Source organism: Streptomyces sp. NPDC056169, assembly GCF_042268445.1.
Classification (GTDB): Bacteria; Actinomycetota; Actinomycetes; order Streptomycetales; family Streptomycetaceae; genus Streptomyces.
Map to the genome: position 1 here is coordinate 15,530 of NZ_JBHJUO010000020.1, position 19,782 is coordinate 35,311.

General features: G+C 73.2%; 9 protein-coding genes and 1 pseudogene. 4 read left to right on the forward strand and 6 right to left on the reverse strand.

Annotated elements, in window-relative coordinates; genetic code table 11:
- Nucleotides 1–101: 101 nt before the first annotated feature.
- The 3 genes from ACFC0G_RS30110 to ACFC0G_RS30120 form a co-directional block, all read right to left on the reverse strand.
- Nucleotides 102–3,416 (reverse strand): amino acid adenylation domain-containing protein, encoded by a 3,315-nt coding sequence (locus tag ACFC0G_RS30110; RefSeq protein ID WP_376409044.1) that lies wholly within the window; start codon nucleotides 3,414–3,416, stop codon nucleotides 102–104.
- Complete coding sequence (locus ACFC0G_RS30115; protein ID WP_376409046.1) at nucleotides 3,413–9,157, reverse strand: amino acid adenylation domain-containing protein; 5,745 nt, start codon at nucleotides 9,155–9,157, stop codon at nucleotides 3,413–3,415. Before ACFC0G_RS30115 ends, ACFC0G_RS30110 begins: the two co-directional genes overlap by 4 nt.
- Nucleotides 9,158–9,377: 220 nt before the next feature.
- Entirely contained in the window at nucleotides 9,378–12,557 is a 3,180-nt protein-coding gene (locus ACFC0G_RS30120; RefSeq protein WP_376409049.1) for an amino acid adenylation domain-containing protein, read from the reverse strand.
- 684 nt (nucleotides 12,558–13,241) lie between these two features.
- Here ACFC0G_RS30120 and ACFC0G_RS30125 point away from each other — a divergent pair.
- The 4 genes and pseudogenes from ACFC0G_RS30125 (at nucleotide 13,242) to ACFC0G_RS30140 (ending at nucleotide 17,449) form a co-directional block, all read left to right on the forward strand.
- On the forward strand, nucleotides 13,242–14,477 hold the full coding sequence (locus ACFC0G_RS30125; protein WP_376409052.1) for a lipase: 1,236 nt from the start codon (nucleotides 13,242–13,244) through the stop codon (nucleotides 14,475–14,477).
- A 168-nt stretch (nucleotides 14,478–14,645) separates the two neighbouring features.
- Entirely contained in the window at nucleotides 14,646–15,617 is a 972-nt protein-coding gene (locus ACFC0G_RS30130) for a hypothetical protein (RefSeq protein WP_376409054.1), read from the forward strand.
- On the forward strand, nucleotides 15,605–16,804 hold the full coding sequence (locus ACFC0G_RS30135; protein WP_376409057.1) for a sensor histidine kinase: 1,200 nt from the start codon (nucleotides 15,605–15,607) through the stop codon (nucleotides 16,802–16,804). Before ACFC0G_RS30130 ends, ACFC0G_RS30135 begins: the two co-directional genes overlap by 13 nt.
- A pseudogene (locus ACFC0G_RS30140) lies at nucleotides 16,801–17,449 on the forward strand (response regulator). Before ACFC0G_RS30135 ends, ACFC0G_RS30140 begins: the two are co-directional and overlap by 4 nt.
- A 35-nt stretch (nucleotides 17,450–17,484) precedes the next feature.
- On the opposite strand, the gene ACFC0G_RS30145 reads toward ACFC0G_RS30140, so the two are convergent.
- The 3 genes from ACFC0G_RS30145 to ACFC0G_RS30155 all read right to left on the reverse strand — a co-directional run bounded on the left by ACFC0G_RS30145 (nucleotide 17,485) and on the right by ACFC0G_RS30155 (nucleotide 19,710).
- Nucleotides 17,485–17,673, reverse strand: a complete 189-nt coding sequence (locus tag ACFC0G_RS30145; RefSeq protein ID WP_376409060.1) for a ferredoxin — start codon at nucleotides 17,671–17,673, stop codon at nucleotides 17,485–17,487.
- A 14-nt stretch (nucleotides 17,674–17,687) separates the two neighbouring features.
- Nucleotides 17,688–18,878: a cytochrome P450 gene (locus ACFC0G_RS30150; protein ID WP_376409063.1), complete on the reverse strand. Its 1,191-nt coding sequence runs from the start codon at nucleotides 18,876–18,878 to the stop codon at nucleotides 17,688–17,690.
- A gap of 169 nt (nucleotides 18,879–19,047) precedes the next feature.
- Nucleotides 19,048–19,710 carry a DUF4389 domain-containing protein gene (locus ACFC0G_RS30155; RefSeq protein WP_376409066.1) on the reverse strand — a complete coding sequence of 221 codons (663 nt, stop codon included), beginning with the start codon at nucleotides 19,708–19,710 and terminating at the stop codon, nucleotides 19,048–19,050.
- Between the last annotated feature and the right edge of the window lie 72 nt (nucleotides 19,711–19,782).

Here is a 19,782-nt window from a genome sequence, read left to right on the forward strand (position 1 = left end):
GCGACGGACGGGCCGGGTCGGACGATCCGACGCGGCCCGTCTGCCGTCCGCCTGTCATGTCCTTCACTCCGCCGGAGCCGTACCGGGATCCGGACGCGGAGTCAGCCCAGCCGGTCGGCGGCCTCCTCCTCGCTGAGGGCCTCGATCTCGGCGATCAGCAGTGCCTCGACCCGGGCCGCCAGGGCGGCCGGCGTGGGGGACTCGAACACGTCGCGGATCGAGATGTCGAGGCCGACGTCGGCCCGGATGCGGGCGGCGACCCTCGTGACCAGGAGTGAGTCCCCGCCGAGGGCGAGGAAGTCGTCCAGTACGCCGACCTTCGGTACGCCGAGCACCTCCTGCCAGAGGTCGACGACCAGGGCCTCGGCCTCGGTGCGGGGCGCCAGATACGCCTCGGCCGTGCCCGCCGGCTCCGCGTCGGGCAGAGCCGCGGTGTCGAGCTTGCCGTTGGCGGTGAGCGGGAGGGTGTCGAGCAGCACCACGGCGTCCGGCACCATGAAGGCCGGCAGCCGCAGCGCCATGTGCTCGCGCAGTTCGCCCGCCCGCGGAGCGGCTGCGGACGGCTGCCCGGCGGTCGGCCGCAGGACGGCGTAGGCGATCAGCCTGCGGCCGTCGCGGACCAGCACGGCGGCACGGCCGACAGCCGGGTGGGCGGTGAGGGCGGCCTCGATCTCGGCGGGCTCGATCCGGTATCCGCGGATCTTCACCTGGTCGTCGGCGCGGCCGAGGAAGTCCAGCTGCCCGTCGGTGCGCCACCGGACGCGGTCGCCCGTACGGTACATCCGGCCGTCCGCGGCGTCGGCGAACGGATCCGGGAGGAAAGCCTCCGCCGTCAGCTCGGGCCGGGCCAGGTAGCCACGCGCGAGGCCGTCGCCGCCGATGTACAGCTCGCCCTCGGATCCGGCGGGCAGCAGACCGCCGCGTTCGTCCAGGACGTAGAGCCGCACTCCCGGCAGCGGACGGCCGAGCGGCGGGCGCTGCTCGGCCGCCGGCCCGCTGACGGGGCGGCCGCCGAGATCGCCCGCGGTGACGATGACGGTGGCCTCGGTCGGGCCGTACGTGTTGACCAGCCGGACGGTGTCGCCGTGCCGCTCCCGCCACTGGGCGAGGGTGCCGGCACGCGCCTCGGAACCGCCGAGGACCACCAGGCGCAGCGCCGGCGGCCACGGGGCCCGGTCGCCGAGCGAGACCAGTTCCTGCCAGTACGCGGTGGGCAGGTCGAGTACGGTGACGGACCGTCCGGCCTCGCTGTGCAGCAGGTCGGGGAGCGTCCGGCCGCCGCCGGGCAGCAGGACGACGCAGGCGCCCGCGGTGAGGGCGGGCCAGATCTCCTCGGCGTGGGTGTCGAAGCCGATGGAGGCGAACTGGACGATCCGGTCGCCCGGTTGGAGCCGGTAGCCGTCCGGTCCTGCCATCCACCGGACGCGCTCGGCGAGAGCGGCGTGCTCGACGGCGACGCCCTTGGGGGTGCCCGTGGAGCCCGAGGTGTAGAGGACGTACGCGAGGCCGCCGGGGTCGGTCCCGGGCAGCGCGGCCTGTGCGGGGCCTGTGCTCCCGGTCTCGACGCCAATGGCTTCCACCCGTCCGGCGGCGGCGTCCGGATCGCCGACGGCCGACACCGGGACCCCCAGCTCCGGGACCCCGAGCTCCGGGACCTCCAGCACCGGGACCCCCAGCACCGGGACCCCCAGCTCCGGACGCTCGCCTCCGGTGAGCAGCAGGGCGGCGTCCGCCTCGCCGAGCATCAGCCGCTGGCGCTCGGCCGGGTGGGCGGGGTCGAGCGGCAGGTAGCCGGCACCGGCCTTCCAGATCGCCAGGAGGGCGGTGACCAGTGCGAAGGAGGGCTCGATCCGGACGCCCACCGCACGGCCGGCCACCGGACCCAGCCGCCTGGCCAACTCGTCCGAAGCCCGGTCGAGTTCGGCGTACGTGCGGACGCTTCCCGCGCACTCGAGAGCGGGAGCGTCGGGGCGGGCTGCGACCTGGTCGGCGAAACCGCGCAGGATCGGGCGGGCGTCCTCGGCGACGGCGGGTCCGGCGCCGAGGGCGAGCAGCGCGGCGCGCTCCTCACCGGGCAGCAGCCAGTCACCGTGCAGCGGGACCTCCACGTCCACGACGGCCCGGGCGAGCAGATCGCGCACCCGGCGCGCCAGGGCCTCGACCGTGGCGCGCTCGAAGAGCTCCCGGTCGAAGCAGAACGAGAGCGTCATCCCGCCGTCCGGGGTGCGCCAACTGTCCAGCAGCAGATCGGTCTTGGACCGGTCGAAGCCGGAGTCCATGCTCGCTGTCCGGACCCCTGCGGGCAGCGCGGTCCGCTCGTCGGCACCGGCCAGCTGGTACTGGCTCTGGTGGACGAACACCGCCTGGTAGAGAGGGCCGACGCCCGGCAGCACGGGCAGCCCCAGTTCGGCGGCCACCCGCTCGACCGGGACGTCCTGATGGGTCAGCGCGGCCATCGTGGCGGAGCGCACCCGGCGCAGCACGGTGCGGAAGTTGGGCTCGCCGGTGAGGTCCGCGCGGATCACCCCGGTGCGCGAGAAGTAGCCGAGCAGCGCTTCGTGGGCGGTCTCGTTGCGGCCGGCCAGCGGGGTGCCGACGGCGAAGTCGTAGCTGCCGCTCCAGCGGGCCAGTACGCACTGGTAGGCGGCGAGCAGCACCATGAACGGGGTGCAGCGCTCCTCGCGGGCCAGGGCGTCGAGTCCGGCGACGAGGTCGGGACCGAGGGCGAGGTCGGCGAAGCCGGCCGGGTGGGCGGGCTCGGCGGGCCTGGGACGGTCCAGTGGCATCCGCAGCGCGCTGACGCCGGCCAGTCGTCCGCTCCAGTACCGGAACGCCTCCTCGGCCGCACCACCGTCCAGCCTGGTCCGCTCGGCGAGCGCGAAGTCGCCGAACTGAAGCGCTAGGTCGGGCAGTTCGACTGCTCCCTCGCCGATCTCCTCGCGGTACAGCGCGAGCAGTTCGCGCCAGAGCACGGTGAACGACCAGCCGTCGGACACGATGTGGTGGACCACCACGCTCAGGGCGTGCTCGTGCTCACCGGCGCTGACCAGGACGGCCCGTAGCGGCGGGCGCGCACCCAGGTCGAAGGGGGCGTTGACGAAGGGGGCGCAGGCCGCGGTGAAGGACTCCTCCGCGGCGTCCGCTATCGGGACCAGGGTGAGTTCGATGTCCCGTACGGGCTCCACGAGTTGGACGGGCTGCTCGCCGTCCATGGCGAACCGGGTGCGCAGCACCCCGTGCCGAGCGGTGAGCCGGGTGAGCGCCGTGCCGAGCGCCCGCGGGTCGATCGGGCCGCTCCAGCGCCGGTTGAGGTACATGTTGAACCCGGCGTCCTCCGGGTTCAGCTGCTGGAGCAGCCAGAGGCGGCGCTGCTCATCGGTCAGCGGATGACGGGCGATCGGGGTCGGGGAGGTCATGCGTTCCTCTCGCTCTTCGCGCGGGCCTTGAGGGTCTCCAGGCCGATCAGATCGTCGGGCTCGGCGTCCGGGACGTCCCTGTCGAACCCGGCCAGGACGGGAATGCAGAAGCTGATCAGGACCAGCGCGGCCATGGCGAGGCCGAACACCAGGTAGAGCAGGCCGATGCCGCGCCCCTCGCCGGTGCCGATCAGGGCGCCGACGCTGGAGGCCAGCGCGCCGCCCTCGTCCATCAGGGGCTGGAGCAGCTCGGGGCCCGCCGGGGCGACCAGGGCGAAGCCGATCGGGAGGGTGGACCAGGCGACCATGGTGTTCACCGCGATCACCCGGCCGTGGAAGCGCATCGGCACCTTGGTCTGGACGACCGTCGCGTAGATGCCGTTGAGCAGCGCCAGCCCGTACGTCATGCCGAACGCACCGGCGGCGACCACGGCAACCGAGGGCCGCAGGCCGGTGACGACGCACGCGGCGGCGAGGCCCAGGGTGGCGACCAGGACGCCACGCAGGCGCATCCGGCGCGGGCCTCCCCAGACCAGCAGGGTGAGGCCGCCGAGTACGGCGCCCAGGCCGGCCGCGGTGGAGACCCAGCCCGCCGCGGCGGTGGTGGAGAAGGAGAGCACCAGCGGGGTGACGAGCAGGAAGAGCGGGGAGAGGAAGACGTTCAGCGCCGCGAACCAGAACAGCATGGCCCTGAAGTGGCGGCTTCCGAGTGCCCGTTGGAAGCCCGCCCGGATCTCGGCGCCGACGCTCTCGCGGCGGACGGCGGCCATCGCGTCGGGGAAGCGCACCGCCAGGGTGACGCCGGTGGCGACCAGGTAGCTGACGACGTCGAAGACCAGGATGCCGCCGAGACCGATCACGTGCAGGATGCCGACCGCGATCAGCGGGACGAGGAACTGGGCCAGGCCGAAGGCCATCTGGACCACACCGTTGGCGCGGCCGAGGAAGCGCTTGGGCACCAGCTGCGGCACCGCCGAACCCCAGGCGACGCGCTGGAAGGCGAGCGCGGCGGAGAGCAGGGAGATCATCACGTAGCAGTGCCAGATCTCCAGCGAGTCGCTGAAGTACAGCACCAGAAGGGCCGCCTGAGTCAGGCCGGCCGCGACGTCGCCCCACAGCATCACGCGGCGGCGGTCGCCGCGGTCGACGACGGCGCCGGCCAGCGGGGCGACCACGATGCCGGGCACCAGGCCGAAGGCGGCGAGCAGGCCGAGCTGGAGCAGCGAGCCGGTCTGCAGATAGATCCAGATCGGCAGGGCGAACTCGGTGAGCGCCGAGCCGATCATCGAGAGCTGCTGGCCGGTGGCGACGGCCAGGAAGCGGCCCATCGTCGGGCGGACGGGGCGGCGCTTGCGGGCCGTGGGGGCCGTCTCCGGAGCCCCTGACTCCTCCGGTCCCGCCGGCTGCCCGGGTTCCGACCCGACGCCCGGCCCCGGTTCCGGCTCCGTCCCGGTGGCGTCGCGGGACACACCGGCCAGCCACCAGGTGGCATCGTCGGTGCGCTCGTGGCGCGCCTCCTCGCCGGCGGCGATCGAGCGGTGCACCCCGGTCACGATGCCGGCCAGCTCCTCGGCGCGGTACTTGAGGAAGAAGTGCCCGGCCTCGTCCAGGACGACCACCGCGGCGGTCCCGGTGATCCGGTGCCACTCGCGGAACCGCTCCTCGTAGAACTCGGTCGCCGGATCGCGGTCGCCGCAGACGGCGATCACCGGCGCCGTGAGGGTGCCGCCCTCGCTCTCGTACAGCTCGCCGAAGTAGCGCTCGGCGCCGATGGTGCCGACCCGGCGGTTGCGCACGATCAGCCGCAGCTGGTCCTCGTCGACCTCGTCCACGTCCAGGCCCGCCGCGGCCAGGGCGTTGATCATGCCCTGGTCGCTGCGGAGACGGGCGGTCAGCTCGGCGAAGCGCTCGGCGAGGGCCGCGCCGCGGCCCTTCGGGCGGGCGAACGGGAAGATGCCTCCGAGGTGGACGGCGTCGATCTCCCGGCCGGCCGCCTCCACCAGGCGGGCGATCTCCACGGTCAGCCGGACGCCGACGCCGCAGTGCCCGTACAGCACCAGGGGTCCGGCGACGTTCGCGACGATCTCCTCGGCGCAGAGCCGGGCGACCTCGTCGATGTTCATCGCCTCCTCGCCCAGCTCGTGGCCGGGGACGGCGATGGAGTGCAGGGCCCAGTCCGCCGGCAGGGCGTCGGCGAGCGGCTTGTAGATCAGTGCGCTGCCGCCGCCGTAGGGGGCGCAGACCACACTGGCCGCCACCTCGCGGCGCTCGGGGGTGAGCAGGTGCAGCAGCCGGCGCGGGCCGCGGTCGCCCTCGGGGGTGGCCACCAGTTCGGCGAGCCGGCGGACCGTCGGGTGCTTGAAGAGGTCCATCACGCCGACCGGGGTGGCCAGGTCGGGGAAGGCCCGACGCATCTGGGCGACCACCTGAGTGGCGAGCAGGGAGTGGCCCCCGAGTTCGAAGAAGTCGTCCAGCGCGCCGACGCGGGGGAGCTCCAGGAGGTCCGCCCACATGGCGGCGATCACCTGCTCGGTCTCGCCCTCGGGGTCGACGTGGGCGCCTGCGGCCGGGCCGTCCGCGGGCGCGGGCAGTGCCTTCCGGTCGACCTTGCCGTGGGCGAGCAGCGGCAGCCGCTCCAGGACCACGTAGCGGGCCGGGACCATGTAGTCGGGCAGGACCTCGCCCAGGGTGGCGCGCAGTTCTGCGGCGGTCGGCGGTTCGCCGCCGGCGGGGCGCTCCAGGTAGGCGACGAGGTTCTGCTTGACGCCCTCGCCCCGGGCGAGGACCACCGCCTGGGTGATGCCGGGCAGGGCGGTCAGCGCTGCCTCGATCTCACCGGGCTCGACCCGGTAGCCGCGGACCTTGATCTGGTCGTCGCCGCGGCCGAGGTAGTCCAGGGTCCCGTCGGTCCGCCAGCGCGCCAGGTCGCCGGTGCGGTACATCCGCGGGCCGCCGTTCCCCGGGACGTCCCGGTCGGTGTCGACCGGGACAGCCGGCACGGCTGAGGAAGGGCCCGCGCCGGCCGGGTCGACGAACGGGTCGACGAACGGGTCGACGAACGGGTCGACGAACGGGTCGGCGAACGGGTCGACGAACGGGTCGGCGGCCGGGTCGGCGTACGGGTCGGGCAGGAACCGCTCGCCGGTCAGGTCCGGGCGCCCGAGGTAGCCGCGGGCCAGCCGGTCCCCGCCCACGTACAACTCGCCGGTGACACCCGGCGGAACGGGGTTGCGGGCCTCGTCCAGCACGTAGCAGCGCCCGCCGGCCAGCGGGCTGCCGATCGGGGTGTTGCCCGGCACGTCCAGGCCGGCGTCGGCGGTGACCTCGTGGACGGTGATCCCCACCGTCGCCTCGGTCGGCCCGTAGTGGTTGAACACGGCGCACCGGCCGAGCGCGGCGATGCCCGCCGCCCAGGACCAGCTGCTGGCCTCGCCGCCGAGGACCAGAGTACGGCGCGGCAGCAGCTGCTCAAGCGGTGCGTCGGCGGTCAGCGCGGCCAGGTGGGAGGGCGTCATCTTCAGGTGGTCGATGCCGGCCCGCGCGATCTCCGCGGCCAGTTCCACCCCCGCGATCCGGCGCGGCAGGAGGTGGACCCGCCCGCCGGTCGTGAGCGCCAGGTAGAGCATCGTCATGCTGAAGTCGAAGGAGAGCGACTGCAGCAGCCCGAAGGAGGCCCCGGGCTCGATCCGCAGCCGCTCGCGCGCGCCCGCGAGGTAGTTGAGGATCTGGCGGTGCTGCACGGCGACGCCCTTGGGCGTGCCGGTGGAGCCCGACGTGTAGATCACGTACGCGAGGTGGTCGGCGCCGGAGACCTCCTCCAGGGGCGCCCCGTCCCCGTCCGCCGCGTCCCGCTCCGTCGCTTCCGTACCGTCGTCGGTCAGCAGGTCGACCGCCGGGTGGTCGCCGAACCGCTGCCGCAGCACGGTGTCGGTGATCAGGACCTTGGCTCCGGCGTCGGCGACCAGGTGGGCGAGCCGGGCGGGGGGCTGTTCCGGGTCGAGCGGCAGGTAGCCGCCGCCGGCCTTGAGTACGGCGACCAGGGCGACCGCCAGCTCGGCGGACTGCTCCAGGCAGACGGCCACCCGGTCGTCCGCACCCACGCCCAGCGCCCGGAGGCGCCGGGCCATGGCGTCGGCGCGGCGATCGAGGTCGCCGTAGGTCAGCGTGCGGTCCTCGAAGACCAGCGCCGGGGCCTCGGGCGTCCGGGCCGCCGCCTCGGCCAGCGCCCGGGTGAGCGTGGCGGGACCGCCGTCCGGCAGCGCGGGACCGGCGGCCCAGGTCTCCAGTACGGCCGTCCGCTCGGCCGCGCTCAGCAGCGGCAGCCGGTCGACCGGCAGTGCCGGGTCGGCGACGCCGGCCGCGGTGAGCAGCTCGAACCGCTCGGCGAAGCGCTCGACGGTCGCGGCGTCGAAGAGGTCGGTGCGGTACGTGAACAGACCGTAGAGGCCGCCGTCCGGCTCCTCGCGCATGTAGAGGGCGAGGTCGGCGTGGGTGGTGGTGGCTTCGTAGCCGAAGCCCTCGGTGTCCAGGCCCGCGGTGGGCGTGGTGGCGCGGTCGCCGTAGTTCTGGAAGGCGAAGGTGGTCTGGAAGACGGCGGCGCGGCTGACGTCGCGTTCCACCGCGAGATCGTTGACCATCTGCTCGAAGGGGACCTCCTGGTGCGCGTACGCGTCGAGCGTGGTCTCGCGGACCCGGCTGATCAGCCGGCCGAAGTCGAGGTCGGCGGAGAGCCGGGCGCGGATCGGCAGCATGTTGACGAACGCGCCGACGACGCCTTCGAGTTCCTGGTGGAGACGGCCGGCGACGGCGGAGCCGACGGCGAAGTCGCGCTGGCCGGCGTGCCGGCCCAGGAGGGCCTGGAACGCGGCCATCAGCACCATGTACGTGGAGGCGCCGTGGGCCCGTGCCACCTCGCCGATCCGGCCGGAGAGTTCGGAGCCCCAGCGGAACTCGGTCGCGGCCCCGTCGAAGGTGAACAGGGGCGGGCGGGGCCGGTCGGAGGGCAGCTCCAGGGCCGGGACTCCGTCGAGTTCGGTGCGCCAGTGTTCACGCGAGGCGGCGAGCTGCCCGTTCTCCAGACGGTCCCGCTGCCAGGCGGCGTAGTCTCCGAACTGGACGGCGAGGGCCGGCAGTTCGCCGGGGGCGCCGTGGGCGTGGTGGGCGTAGAGCAGGTCGAACTCGCGGTTGAGGAGGTCGATCGACCAGCCGTCGCAGATGATGTGGTGCATCACCAGGGCGAGGACGTGGTCGTCCTCGGCGATCCGGACCACCAGGGCGCGCAGCAGCGGGCCGGTCTCCAGGTCGAAGGGTTCGGCGATCAGCGCGCCGAGTTCGGCGGTGGCGCGCGCCTCCGGGTCCGGGTCCGTGCCGGCGTCCAGGTGCCGGGCCGCGAACAGCGCGGGCTCGGTGATCCGGACCTCGGCGGTGCCGGCCTCGGTGGTCCGGAAGGTCATCCGCAGGCTCTCGTGCCGGGCCACCAGGTCGGTCAGGGCGGCGTCCAGCGCGGCGCGGTCGAGGGGCCCTCGGAGCCGGCGGGCCGGAGCGAGCGTGTAGGCGGTGGAGCCGGGAGCGAACTGGTCCATGAACCAGAGCCGTTCCTGGCCGCTGGAGAGCGGCGGTGCGGTGTCCGCCGGGCGGGGGTCCACCACCCGGGCGGGGGCTGCGGCGCCCCGCAGCCGCTGGCTGAGCAGGGCACGCTTGGCTGCGGACCAGCCGGCGGGCAGGTCCTGGGTATCCGTCATCGGGTTCCTGTTCGGACGTTCGGCGGGGGAATCAGGGGGTGCGGACGCGACGGGGCCGGGCACGGCCGAAGGGCTACGGGGGGCGTCGGCGGCCGACGACGACGCGGCGAGGTGTCAAACCCCGCGAGTCCGGCCTCGAGGTGTCAGACCCCGCGAGTCCGGCCTGATCGGCGAGACACCCCGTGGCGGCTGTGCCCGGCAGAGCGGGCGAAGGGGCGGCCTACTGGCGGTCGCGGACGGCGGCGGCGATGCCGGCCGGGGTCGGGACGTCGAAGAAGATGTCGAAGTCCACTTCCACGCCGAGCGCGTCGCGGATCCGAGCGGCGATCTGAACCACCGTCAGTGAATGCCCGCCGAGGTCGAACAGGTCGTCCTCGGGGCCGACATCAGGCAGGTTCAGCACCTCGGCCCAGATCCGGCGGACCGTCGCGGTCGTCTCGTCGCCGGTATCGGCATCGGCATGGGTGCCGGGTTCGGCAGGGGTATCGGCGGCCTGTGGCGCCGGAGCCTCGCGTGGCGGTACCGGCAGGGCCCGCCGGTCCAGCTTGCCGTTCGGGGTGAGCGGCAGACGCTCCATGGTGAGCCAGCGTTGCGGCGCCATCGCGGCCGGCAGCGTGCGCATCAGGTGGTCGCGCAGCTCGGCGGGGGCGGGCGATGAGCCGCCGGCGGCCGGGACCAGATAGCCGGCCAGGAACGGCTCACCGTCCTCCTCGGTGCGGACGGCGACGGCGGCCTGGGCGAGGGCAGGGTGCTCAAGGAGGGCGGACTCGATCTCGCCGAGTTCGATCCGGTGGCCGCGGATCTTGACCTGGTCGTCGATCCGGCCGAGGAAGTCGAGTTCGCCGTCGGGCGTCCACACGGCCTGGTCTCCGGTGCGGTAGAGCCGGGTGTCGGGCGGGCCGAACGGGTTCGGTACGAAGCGCTCGGCGGTGAGTTCGGGGCGGTCGAGGTAGCCGTGGGCGACGCCGTCCCCGCCGATCAGCAGCTCTCCGGGGATGCCGAGAGGGGTGGGACGCAGCTGCTCGTCGACGACATAGACCTGGGTGTTGGCGATGGGGCGGCCGATCCGTACCCGCGCGGGCTCGGCGGGGAGCTCGGCGCAGGTGGACCAGATGGTGGTCTCCGTGGGCCCGTACACATTGAACAGCCGGGCGGTGCGCGCGCGCAGTTCGCGGGCGAGCGGGAGCGGAAGCGCCTCGCCGCCGGCCAGGCCCGTGACAGTGGTGAGCGCGTCGACGCCGGTCCCCGCCGTGAGCATGACCCGCCATCCGGACGGAGTGGCCTGGACGTGGGTGACGCCCTCGGTGCCGATCAGCGCGAGCAGTCCGGGGCCGTCGACGGCGAGGCCGTCCGGGGCCAGGACCAGACGGCCACCGGTGATCAGCGGCAGGTAGAGCTCCAGAGCGGAGATGTCGAACGAGAGCGAGGTCAGGCCGAGCCAGGCGTGCCGAGGGCCGGAGTCGAGCCGGTCGGCGAAGGAGGTGAGCAGGTTGACCAACGCCCGGTGGCCGACCTCGACGCCCTTGGGGCGGCCCGTGGAGCCGGAGGTGTAGAGGACGTACGCGACGTCGTCCGGACCGGGGGCGACGTCGGGCGCGGTGTCGGGGGCAGCCTCGGGCGCGGCCTCGGCCGGGTCCTGCGGCGCCGACGGCGCGGGGAGCCGCAGGACCGCGGGGGCGGCATCGGCGACCAGGGGGGAGGGCTCGCGGTCGGCGAGCACCAGAACGGCGCCGGAGTCGCGCAGGACGAGGGCGAGGCGCTCGGCCGGATAGCCGGGGTCCAGCGGCAGGTAGGCCGCGCCGGTGGCGAGGGTGGCGAGCAGCGCGGCGGGCAGGTCGGCGGTGCGATCCAGGTGGAGGGCGACGAGGTCGCCGGGCCGGACGCCGCCGGCCCGCAGTACTGCGGCCAACTGCTCGGCACGGACGAGCAGTTCGCGGTAGGTGAGGTGGCGACCGGTCGCGCTGACCGCGATCGCGTCGGGGGTGGCGGCGGCCTGGGCGCGCACCAGGTCGAGCACGGTCCGGTCGGCCGGATAGGGCCGGTCGGTGGCGTTCGGTGCGGTGGTGACGGCCCGGAGTTCGGCGGCGTCCAGGAGCGGCAGGTCCAGCAGCCGGGCGCCGGGTGTGGCGACCGCGCCGGCGAGCAGGGTGCTGTAGTGCCCGGCGATCCGGCGGGCGGCGTCCGGGTCGAGCACGGCCGGGTCGTATTGGAGGCTGAAGTCGATGCCGCCGCCCGGGTTGCCCGTGGTGCCGGGGGAGTCGGGGGCCTCGACGATCTGGAGGTGGAGGGTGTTGCGGGCGGTCCGGTTGTACACGGCCCAGGCGATCCGGGCGCCGGTGCCCGCGAAGTCCGGGTCGGGGCCGCGCCGGCGGTAGCCGAGCGAGACCGCGGTCAGGCCGACGCGGGGGCTCAGCCCGGTGACCGCGCTGCCGAAGGGCACGCTGCGGTACGGGTAGCCGGCCCGCAGCTCGGCCCGGACGGCGGCGGCGAAGTCGGTGAAGGTCTGCGACGCATCGGCCGCGGGCGCGTGGACGGGCAGCTCATTGACGAACAGCCCTATTTCCTCGCCCAGTTCGGGCGTCCGCGTGGAGAGCGGTACGGACACCGGCACCGCTTCGCCGCCGTAGCGGCGCAGCAGCCCGTGCATGGCCGCCAGCAGGAACTCGAAGACGGTGGTGCCTCCGAGGGCTGCCGCGGCGGCCAACTCGCCTGCCTCGACGCCGTCGAGGCGCCACTCGACCGACTCGCCTGCACCGGCGACGGTCGGCGTGCGCGGCGCGCCGGGCAGCACCGGTTCGGTGGCGGCGGCCCAGCGCGGCCCGTACCATTCGGCAGCCCGCCGTACGGTGTCCGGTTCGGCTCTCGGCGCGACCGGCGCGTCCGCCGCGTCCGCCGCGTCCTGCGGGGTGGTCACGGGCAGGGGCGCCGAGCCGTAGGCGGCCGCGAGCTGCCGTACCAGGACGTCCTTGGAGTTGCCGTCGAAGACCGAGTGGTGGGCGGTGACCAGCAGCTCGGCGCTCCCGTCCGCCCGCCGGTGCAGGGTGAAGCGGCTGAGCGGTCCGGTCTCCAGGGGGAACGGACGAGCGGCCTCCTCCTCCAGCCGCCGCTCCAGGTCGGCCTCGTCCACGGGCGCTTCGAGCTGCACCAGTTCGGGCCGCTGCGCCGCGGGTTCCTGCCAGACCTGGCCGTCACGCTCCACCAGGCGAGCGGCAAGGGCCGGATGGCGCCTGGTCACGGCGGCCACCGCGTGGCTCAGCGCCGCTGTGTCGACCCGGTCGAAGGAGATCCGCACCGGCATGTGGAACGCCTCGCGGGCCAGGCCGAGTCGATCGGTCAGCCAGACCCCTTGCTGAGCCGGGGTGGCCGGAACGCGGTCGGCCAGGGAGAGGACTTCGGACATCGGCGGCTCACTTAGGACGTCGGAGCGGAGTGGTGGAGCAGCACGGGTGAACGTGCGGAGGCGGCGCGGGGACCGGGCTGCCGCACGTCGGCGCTTCGGGCGCCAACAGCTGTCTGCGGTAGCCGGGTTCGACAACGGCACCGGCCGCCGTGTGACGTCGGTCCACCCCCCGGGGACCGGCCGACGGCCGTGTGCGGTCAGGACGGCCGGACTTTCAGGTTGCCCCGGGGCGTCTGGTGTTTCCGCCCCACCCGATGAAAGTCATTGGTCCAGACCTGTCGAGAGATTCGCACAACGCCAAAGCACCGTCAAGAGCCGTCCACTGCCCGGAATCGACCTCCATGTCCGCGCCGAGGTCTACCGACTTGCCCCCAAACATCCTGTGTATGATGCGCCCCTGACAGTGCGTCAATTCCCGGACGTCCACGGCTGAATCGGGCCGCCGCCGGGCCGGGAGTACTGGAGGGGAGAGCCCCGCTTTGCGGACGCAGAGCGCCTGGAGTTCGCACCGTGACCGGGGGCGGGCACCAGGAGGATCCGGGGGCCCGCACCCGTGCGCCGAACACCGCAACGCGTGAGGCTGAAGGGGTCGTCATCGACTCGCACTTGGGGTAACTCGTGGACATCTCCACCTCGACATCGTCGCGCAGCGGAACCCGGCACCTTCGCGGTCGCCGGGCGCAAGTGGCCGCCGTCTGCTGCGTCCTGCTGCTGGGCGCACCCGCCGTCGCCACCGCCGCCGCTCCGCCCGCCGCGGATGCCCGGGTCCAGCAGCATGAGCAGCGTGGCCGAGGCACGCTGGTGTCCGCCGAGAAGCTGTACACGCTCGCGACCCCGCAGGCCGTGTCCACCGAGCTGGGCGCCGCCGGCTTCGACGACGACACCGTCCGGCACGGCGTGGTCGCGTACCGGCTGATCTACCGGACCGTGGACGCGTATGGACAACCCACCACCGCGAGCGGGCTGTTCGTGCTGCCGCTCACGAGCGAGGGGCGGCTGCGGACGGTCTCCTTCGCGCACGGCACCGGCAGCCACAAGGACGATTCCCCGTCCATGCAGCGTGCCAGGTTCGTGTCCGCGCCGGTGATCGCGCACGCGGCGGCCGGTGCCGCGGCCGTCGCGCCCGACTACCTGGGGATGGGCAAGGGGCCGGGCTTGCACCCCTGGATGGACATCGACTCCGAGACCACGGCGTCCCTCGACATGCTGCGGGCGGCCCGCGCCTTCGCGCCCCGGACCGGACACGTGCTGGAGCGCGAGGTCATGGTCACCGGCTTCTCGCAGGGCGCCTCGGCGGCGTTGGGTCTCGGCCGTGCTCTGCAGGCAGGTGAGGACCGCTGGTTCGGATTGGGCGCGCTGGCACCGGTCAGCGGCGCGTACGACTTCGGCGGCGCGGAGTTGCCCGCGCTGCTCGCGGGCCGGCTGGAGCCCAAGTCCAGTGTGCTGTACGCGGCGTACACCCTCGTCGCGTTCAACCGGCTCCACCACCTCTACGACAGTCCCGGCGAGGTCTTCCGGGCCCCCTACGACAGCACCGTCGAGGCGCTCTTCGACGGCGCCCACACGGGGGAGCAGCTGATGCGGGGCACCCCGGGGGCGCTGGACGAGCTGCTGACCGAGCACGGCCGCACGTTGCTGGCGCAACCGACGGGGCCGCTGGCGGAGGCGCTGCGCGCGACCGACGCCGTATGCACCGACTGGACCCCTCGCGCCCCGGTGCGGCTCTACATGGCGAGGGGAGACGAGCAGGCCGTCACCGACAACACCGAGCACTGCCGGACGGCTCTGCTCAGGAACGGCGTGGACGTCCCGGTCGTCGATCTGGGCGACGTCGACTACCACGGATCCCGTCACCTGGGGTCCAACGTGGCAGCCACGTCGTCGATCGTGCGCTGGTTCGGTGAGCTCCGCCGGCGCTGACGGGAACGCCCCGGTTCCGCGTCCTCCGATCCCCCTGTCAGGGTCGGGGCGCCCGGGCGCCGGCGCCCCGTGGCTCATGGCGATACGGAGAGATCTCTGCCTCAGGTCGTACCGCATCGAGACTTCAGGCAGACGCGCGCAGGGTGCCGCGGCGGCCACGGTAGGCGCATGACGAGCGAGAGTAAGACGAGCGAGAGCATGACGAGCGAGGGCAAGACGACATCTGTGGCCGTGTCCAGGTCCTTACCGCCGGCCGTGAGTGCCGTAGGCGCCGCCGCCACTCTCGCGGCCTGCGCCGTCCAGCCGTACCTGCCCGGCGGACGGGACTACATCAGTTCCCTGGGCATCGTCCCGGACTGGGCGCCCTGGGCCGCCGGCGTACTGGGACTGGGCGCGGCGCTCGCCATCTCGCGTGGGGTGGGGCGGCGGTCGGTCATGGCCGTGGGCTGGATCGCGTCCGCGCTGCTGCTGTGGGCCGCGGTCGGAGTCGTCTTCGACGGCTTTCGCGCCTTCTTCTGGGTCACCGGCATCCCTGCCGGCGACTTCGCACAGGTCGACTGGCCCGGTTTCCTGACACGAGCGGTGGCGTTCGTCGCGGCCGTCGCGCTGGCGAGGACCGTACTGGCGTACCAACGAGCGACGGGGGCCGGCTGTGCCAGGTGCGGCCGCACGGCCGGCGGGGAGGTGTGGCAGCCGGCCTGGCCGGGATACGCGGCCTGCGCGCTGGCGTGCGTGTATCCGGCGGTGAAGTTCTCCTGGTGGCTGGGCGGTGGGTTCGGCCGCCCCGCGGACTTCGAGGAGACCGGCGCCCCGGTCATGTCGGCGCTGCTGCTGGCCGGGAGTGTGCTGCTCGCCCTGGCGTTGGTACGGCCGTGGGGCCGCGGGCTCCCGCGATGGATGCCGCTGCTCGCTGGATGGAGCCTGGCCTCCGTGCACATCTTGCAGGGTCTGATCCCGGTCTTCGCCGGCGTCAACCGTCTGCTCGGCGGACCCGAGCTACCGTTCGGGTCCGCCGATGACAACTTCCTTGTCATCACAGCGGTGTACGGCAGCTGGTCGTTGTTCGGTCTGTCGCTCGCCGGGGCCGTTCTCTCGTACGGGCGCCGCACCAGGAGGGAGTGCGCACAGTGCGGGTACTGATACCGCGTCCCGCGCCGAGGGACATCCTGCTCGCGGCCGTCGTCGCGGTGCCGGTCGGCGCGTGGTCTCTGACACTGCTGTGGCTGGCGGTACCGAGGAACCGACTGCTGCCGTTCGCGGTCGCGGTACTCGTCGGACATGCCGCCCTGGCCTGGCGGCGCGTCGCGCCGACGCTGTCGTTCGCCGTGGTCACCGCGGCGGGAACCGCGCAACTCGCCGGAGCCGGAGGGCTGCCACTACTGCCCTCGCTGCTGGTGTTCCCGATCGCGCTGTACGCGTACACGGCCCACGGCGGAGACCGGTCCCGGCTCGTCGCCCTGACCGTCGGCGCGACGGCAGCTGTCACGGCCGCGGTCTGGTCCGCCGCCGGAGGCCCCGGACGCATGCCCGTACCGGTGGCGTACTTGGCCGGCCTGCTCCTGGCCGTGGTAGCGGTCGCGGTCAGCCTCGGCGCGTACCGCCGTATGCAACTGGCCTATATGGGGGAACTGTTGGCCCGCGCCGCACGCGCCGAGGCCGACCGCGAGGAACGGGCCCGCAGCGCCGTGGCGAGTGAACGGGCGCGTGTTTCCAGGGAGATGCACGACGTCATCGCCCACTCCCTGTCGGTGATCGTCAGCCAGGCGCAGGGAGGCCGCTATGCGGCGCGCACCAGGCCCGAGCGCGCCGCCGAGGTGCTCGGCCGGATCGAGGAGACCGGGCGGCAGGCGCTGACCGACATGCGAGGACTGCTCGGGGTACTGCGCGCCGGTGCTCCCGAGGTCACCGAGGCCTGGGATCCGCAACCCGGGCCGGCGGAACTGCCGGTGCTGCTGGACCGGGTCAGGGCAGCGGGGCTGACCGTGGATCACCTGGTCGTCGGGGAGCCGTACCCGATGAGCGCGGCGGCCGGGCTGGTCGTGCACCGCCTGGTTCAGGAGGCTCTCACGAACACCCTGAAGCATGCGGGCCGCGGAGCCCGGGCCCGGATACGGTTCGACTGGTCGGGCGGGGCGCTCGTGGTCGAGGTGAGCGACGACGGGCGCGGGCCCGGTGTGAGCGACGGGGCGGGGCAGGGGCTGATCGGGATGCGCGAGCGGATGGCGGTGGTCGGTGGCACGGTGCACACCGGTCCGGCGGGCGAGGACGGCCGCGGCTATCTGGTCCGGGCACGGCTGCCACGGACAACGGGAGGAGAGACGCGATGACGATCCGGGTGGTCTTCGTGGACGACCAGGTGATGGTGCGGGACGGCTTCGTCATGGTCGTCGAGTCGCAGGAGGACATGGAAGTCGTCGGCGAGGCCGGTGACGGCGCCGAGGCGCTGGAACTGCTCGCCCGCCGCCGTGCTGATGGACGTACGCATGCCGCGACTCGACGGGGTGGAGGCGACCCGACGGCTGCTGGCCCGCCCCGACGCGCCGAAGGTGATCGTCCTGACCACCTTCGACCTCGACGAGCACGCCTTCGCCGCACTCCAGGCCGGGGCGAGCGGCTTTCTGGTGAAGGACGCGCCGGCGGAGGACCTGCTCGCGGCGATCCGTACCGTGCACCGCGGCGATGCGGTGATCGCCCCCTCCACCACGCGCCGCCTGCTCGACCACGTGGCCGCCGACCTCCCGGTGCGCCACGGCGCGGAGGGCCCGGTCGCGTCGCTCACGGACCGGGAGCGCGATGTCCTGCTGCTGATCGCGCGCGGCGACTCCAACGCTACGATCGCCCGACAACTGTTCCTCTCCGAAGGGACGGTGAAGACACACGTCGGACGCATCCTCGCCAAACTGGGGCTGCGGGATCGGGTACAGGCGGTGATCTACGCCTACGAGCACCGCTTGATCCGGATCGGATCCTGACGGCACGGCGGCCGGCACCCGCTCCCGCCTCCTCTCTACTCCTCGACGCTGATCGCCCGGACGGGGCAGGCGCGGGCGGCCTCGCGGACCAGTGGGCCGCCGCCTCCCTCCTGGCCGGGGACGACCGTCCCGAACCCGTCGTCGTCCTGGGTGAAGAAGTCCGGGGAGGTCAGGGCGCACTGCCCGGCGCCGATACAGACGTCCCCGTCGATGGAGATGCGCATCCGTGCGGGCCCTTTCACCATGTGACGGGGAGTTCGAGCATCCCCTGGATCGTGTCGCCCGGCTTGAACGGGATCTCCTCGGCGGGGACGGCGAGCCGCAGCCCCGGCAGCCGGCGGAGCAGCGTCCCGAGCGCGATCTCCATTTCCGCGCGCGCCAGGTTCTGCCCCAGGCACTGGTGGATGCCGAAGCCGAAGGCCAGGTGGTGCCGTGCCGAGCGCGACCAGTCCAGGCTGTCGGGATCGGCGTAGGCGGCGGCGTCCCGGTTGATGACGGAGGTCGAGAAGACCACCCCCTCGCCCGCGCGGATCACCGTGCCGCCGATCTCCACGTCCTCACGGGCGACCCGCAGAATCCCGTCCGCGATCGACAGGAACCGCAGCAGCTCCTCGACGGCCGTCGGCACGAGTCCGGGGTCGGCCCGGAGCTCAGCCATCCGCTCGGGGTGGCGCAGGAGCGTGTACGTACCGAGGGAGATCATGTTCGCGGTGGTCTCGTGCCCCGCGATCAGCAGGATCGTGGCGAGCTGCACCAGCTCCTCGCGGTCGGGCCCGCCTTCCTCGAACTGCCGTGCCACCAGGTCGTCGAGCACGCCCTCGCCGGGCTTCTTCCGCTTGCGTTCGATCAGGTCGCCCAGATAGCCCTCGAGCAGGGAGAGCGCGTCCTCGGTGTCCGCGCCCGTCGGGCCGCGCAGCAGCCGCGCGGACTGCTCCTCGAAGAAGTCGTGGTCCTCGTACGGGACGCCGAGCAGGTCGCAGATCACGATCGAGGGCACCGGCAGCGCGAACGCGCTCACCAGTTCGGCCGGCGGGCCCGCGGCCTCCATCGCGTCGAGCAGACCGTCCACGGTCTCCTGGATGCGCGGGCGCAGCCGCTCGGCGCGCTTGAGCGTGAAACTCGGGATCAGCATCCGGCGCTGGACGTTGTGCTCGGGATCGTCCCAGCCGAGCAGGGCGGGGCGCCGGCGCCGGCGCAGGGCCTGGGCCCGCTCGGTCGGGAGCGGGAAGTCGGTCCGGGTGGAGTCGGTGGACAGACGCGCGTCCGAGAGCAGCGTCCGGGCGGCCGAGTGCCCACTGACGAGCCACACGGAGCGCCCGTCCCACAGGGTCACTCGCGACAGAGGGCGCTCCTCTCGCAACGGGTCGTAGGCGGTGGGTGGGTGGTAGGGGCAGGTCCGGTTCTGGGGGAACGCCACGGCTTCCGTCATGGGGGCCTCGCAAGGGGCGAATCGGGTGGCTTGGACGTTGGTGCCGTCTCCACTACATGCCTCAGGCACCTATCTGGTCTACGCACAGTTCGGCCAATCCACCGGAACGGGCTCATCCATTCGGCCGCCACCCCGGAGGAAGCGTTTCCCGACAGGGAACGTCCCGCCGTCAGCGGGCTTCCTGGGCGACCGGCTCTTCGCCGCCCTGGTCGAGGCGGAAGGGCGGGTAGGCGTCCGTCATGAGGCTCGCGTAGGCGGCGACGCGGAACACCCAGCGGTTCAGCCCGATGATCAGGGCGAACAGATCGCGCGGATACCGCTCGGTGAAGGTCACGGCGAAGCCCGCGATCAGCGCCAGGAGCGTGATCAGGCCGCCGCTCCACCAGCCCGTGGCGCGCATCCCGCCGGTGAAGAAGGCGATCACGAGGTAGTGGGGGATGGCCAGCAGCCACCACTTGACCAGGACCATCGAGCGGGACAGCCGCTCCGGGTAGACGATGTCGAGCCGGGCCGGGTAGTCGGGCTCGGGCCCGAGGCTGAAGGGCGGGTAACGGTCGGTGCCGAGTGCGCCGTACGAGTAGTACGAGACGCGCCAGGACCAGCGGAGCACGCCGAGGTTGAAGTCGAACAGACCCCGGGGGAACCGCTCGGTGAAGAGGATGGCGAAGAACGCGATCACGCTGACGACGAGGAAGGCGATCCAGAGGAAGAACAACACGATCCAGTGCGGGATCGCCAGGAACCACTTGACCAGCCACAGCCAGCGGGAGAGCGGCTTGTCGAGTACGGCCGTCACCGTCACCGGAGGGTAGGAACCGCGCTGGGTTTCCATGATCGTCACTTCCTTGCCGGGTCGTGCCGCGCGGACGTGAGTCGGACGCCTCCCACTTCTCAGGATCGCCCG

Bases quoted from the DNA above. Each gene is read 5' to 3' on its own strand.
- ACFC0G_RS30110 (WP_376409044.1), bottom strand. From the start codon at position 3,416: ATGACCTCCCCGACCCCGATCGCCCGTCATCCGCTGACCGATGAGCAG.
- ACFC0G_RS30115 (WP_376409046.1), bottom strand. From the start codon at position 9,157: ATGACGGATACCCAGGACCTGCCCGCCGGCTGGTCCGCAGCCAAGCGT.
- ACFC0G_RS30120 (WP_376409049.1), bottom strand. From the start codon at position 12,557: ATGTCCGAAGTCCTCTCCCTGGCCGACCGCGTTCCGGCCACCCCGGCT.
- ACFC0G_RS30130 (WP_376409054.1), top strand. From the start codon at position 14,646: ATGACGAGCGAGAGTAAGACGAGCGAGAGCATGACGAGCGAGGGCAAG.
- ACFC0G_RS30145 (WP_376409060.1), bottom strand. From the start codon at position 17,673: ATGCGCATCTCCATCGACGGGGACGTCTGTATCGGCGCCGGGCAGTGC.
- ACFC0G_RS30150 (WP_376409063.1), bottom strand. From the start codon at position 18,878: ATGACGGAAGCCGTGGCGTTCCCCCAGAACCGGACCTGCCCCTACCAC.
- ACFC0G_RS30155 (WP_376409066.1), bottom strand. From the start codon at position 19,710: ATGGAAACCCAGCGCGGTTCCTACCCTCCGGTGACGGTGACGGCCGTA.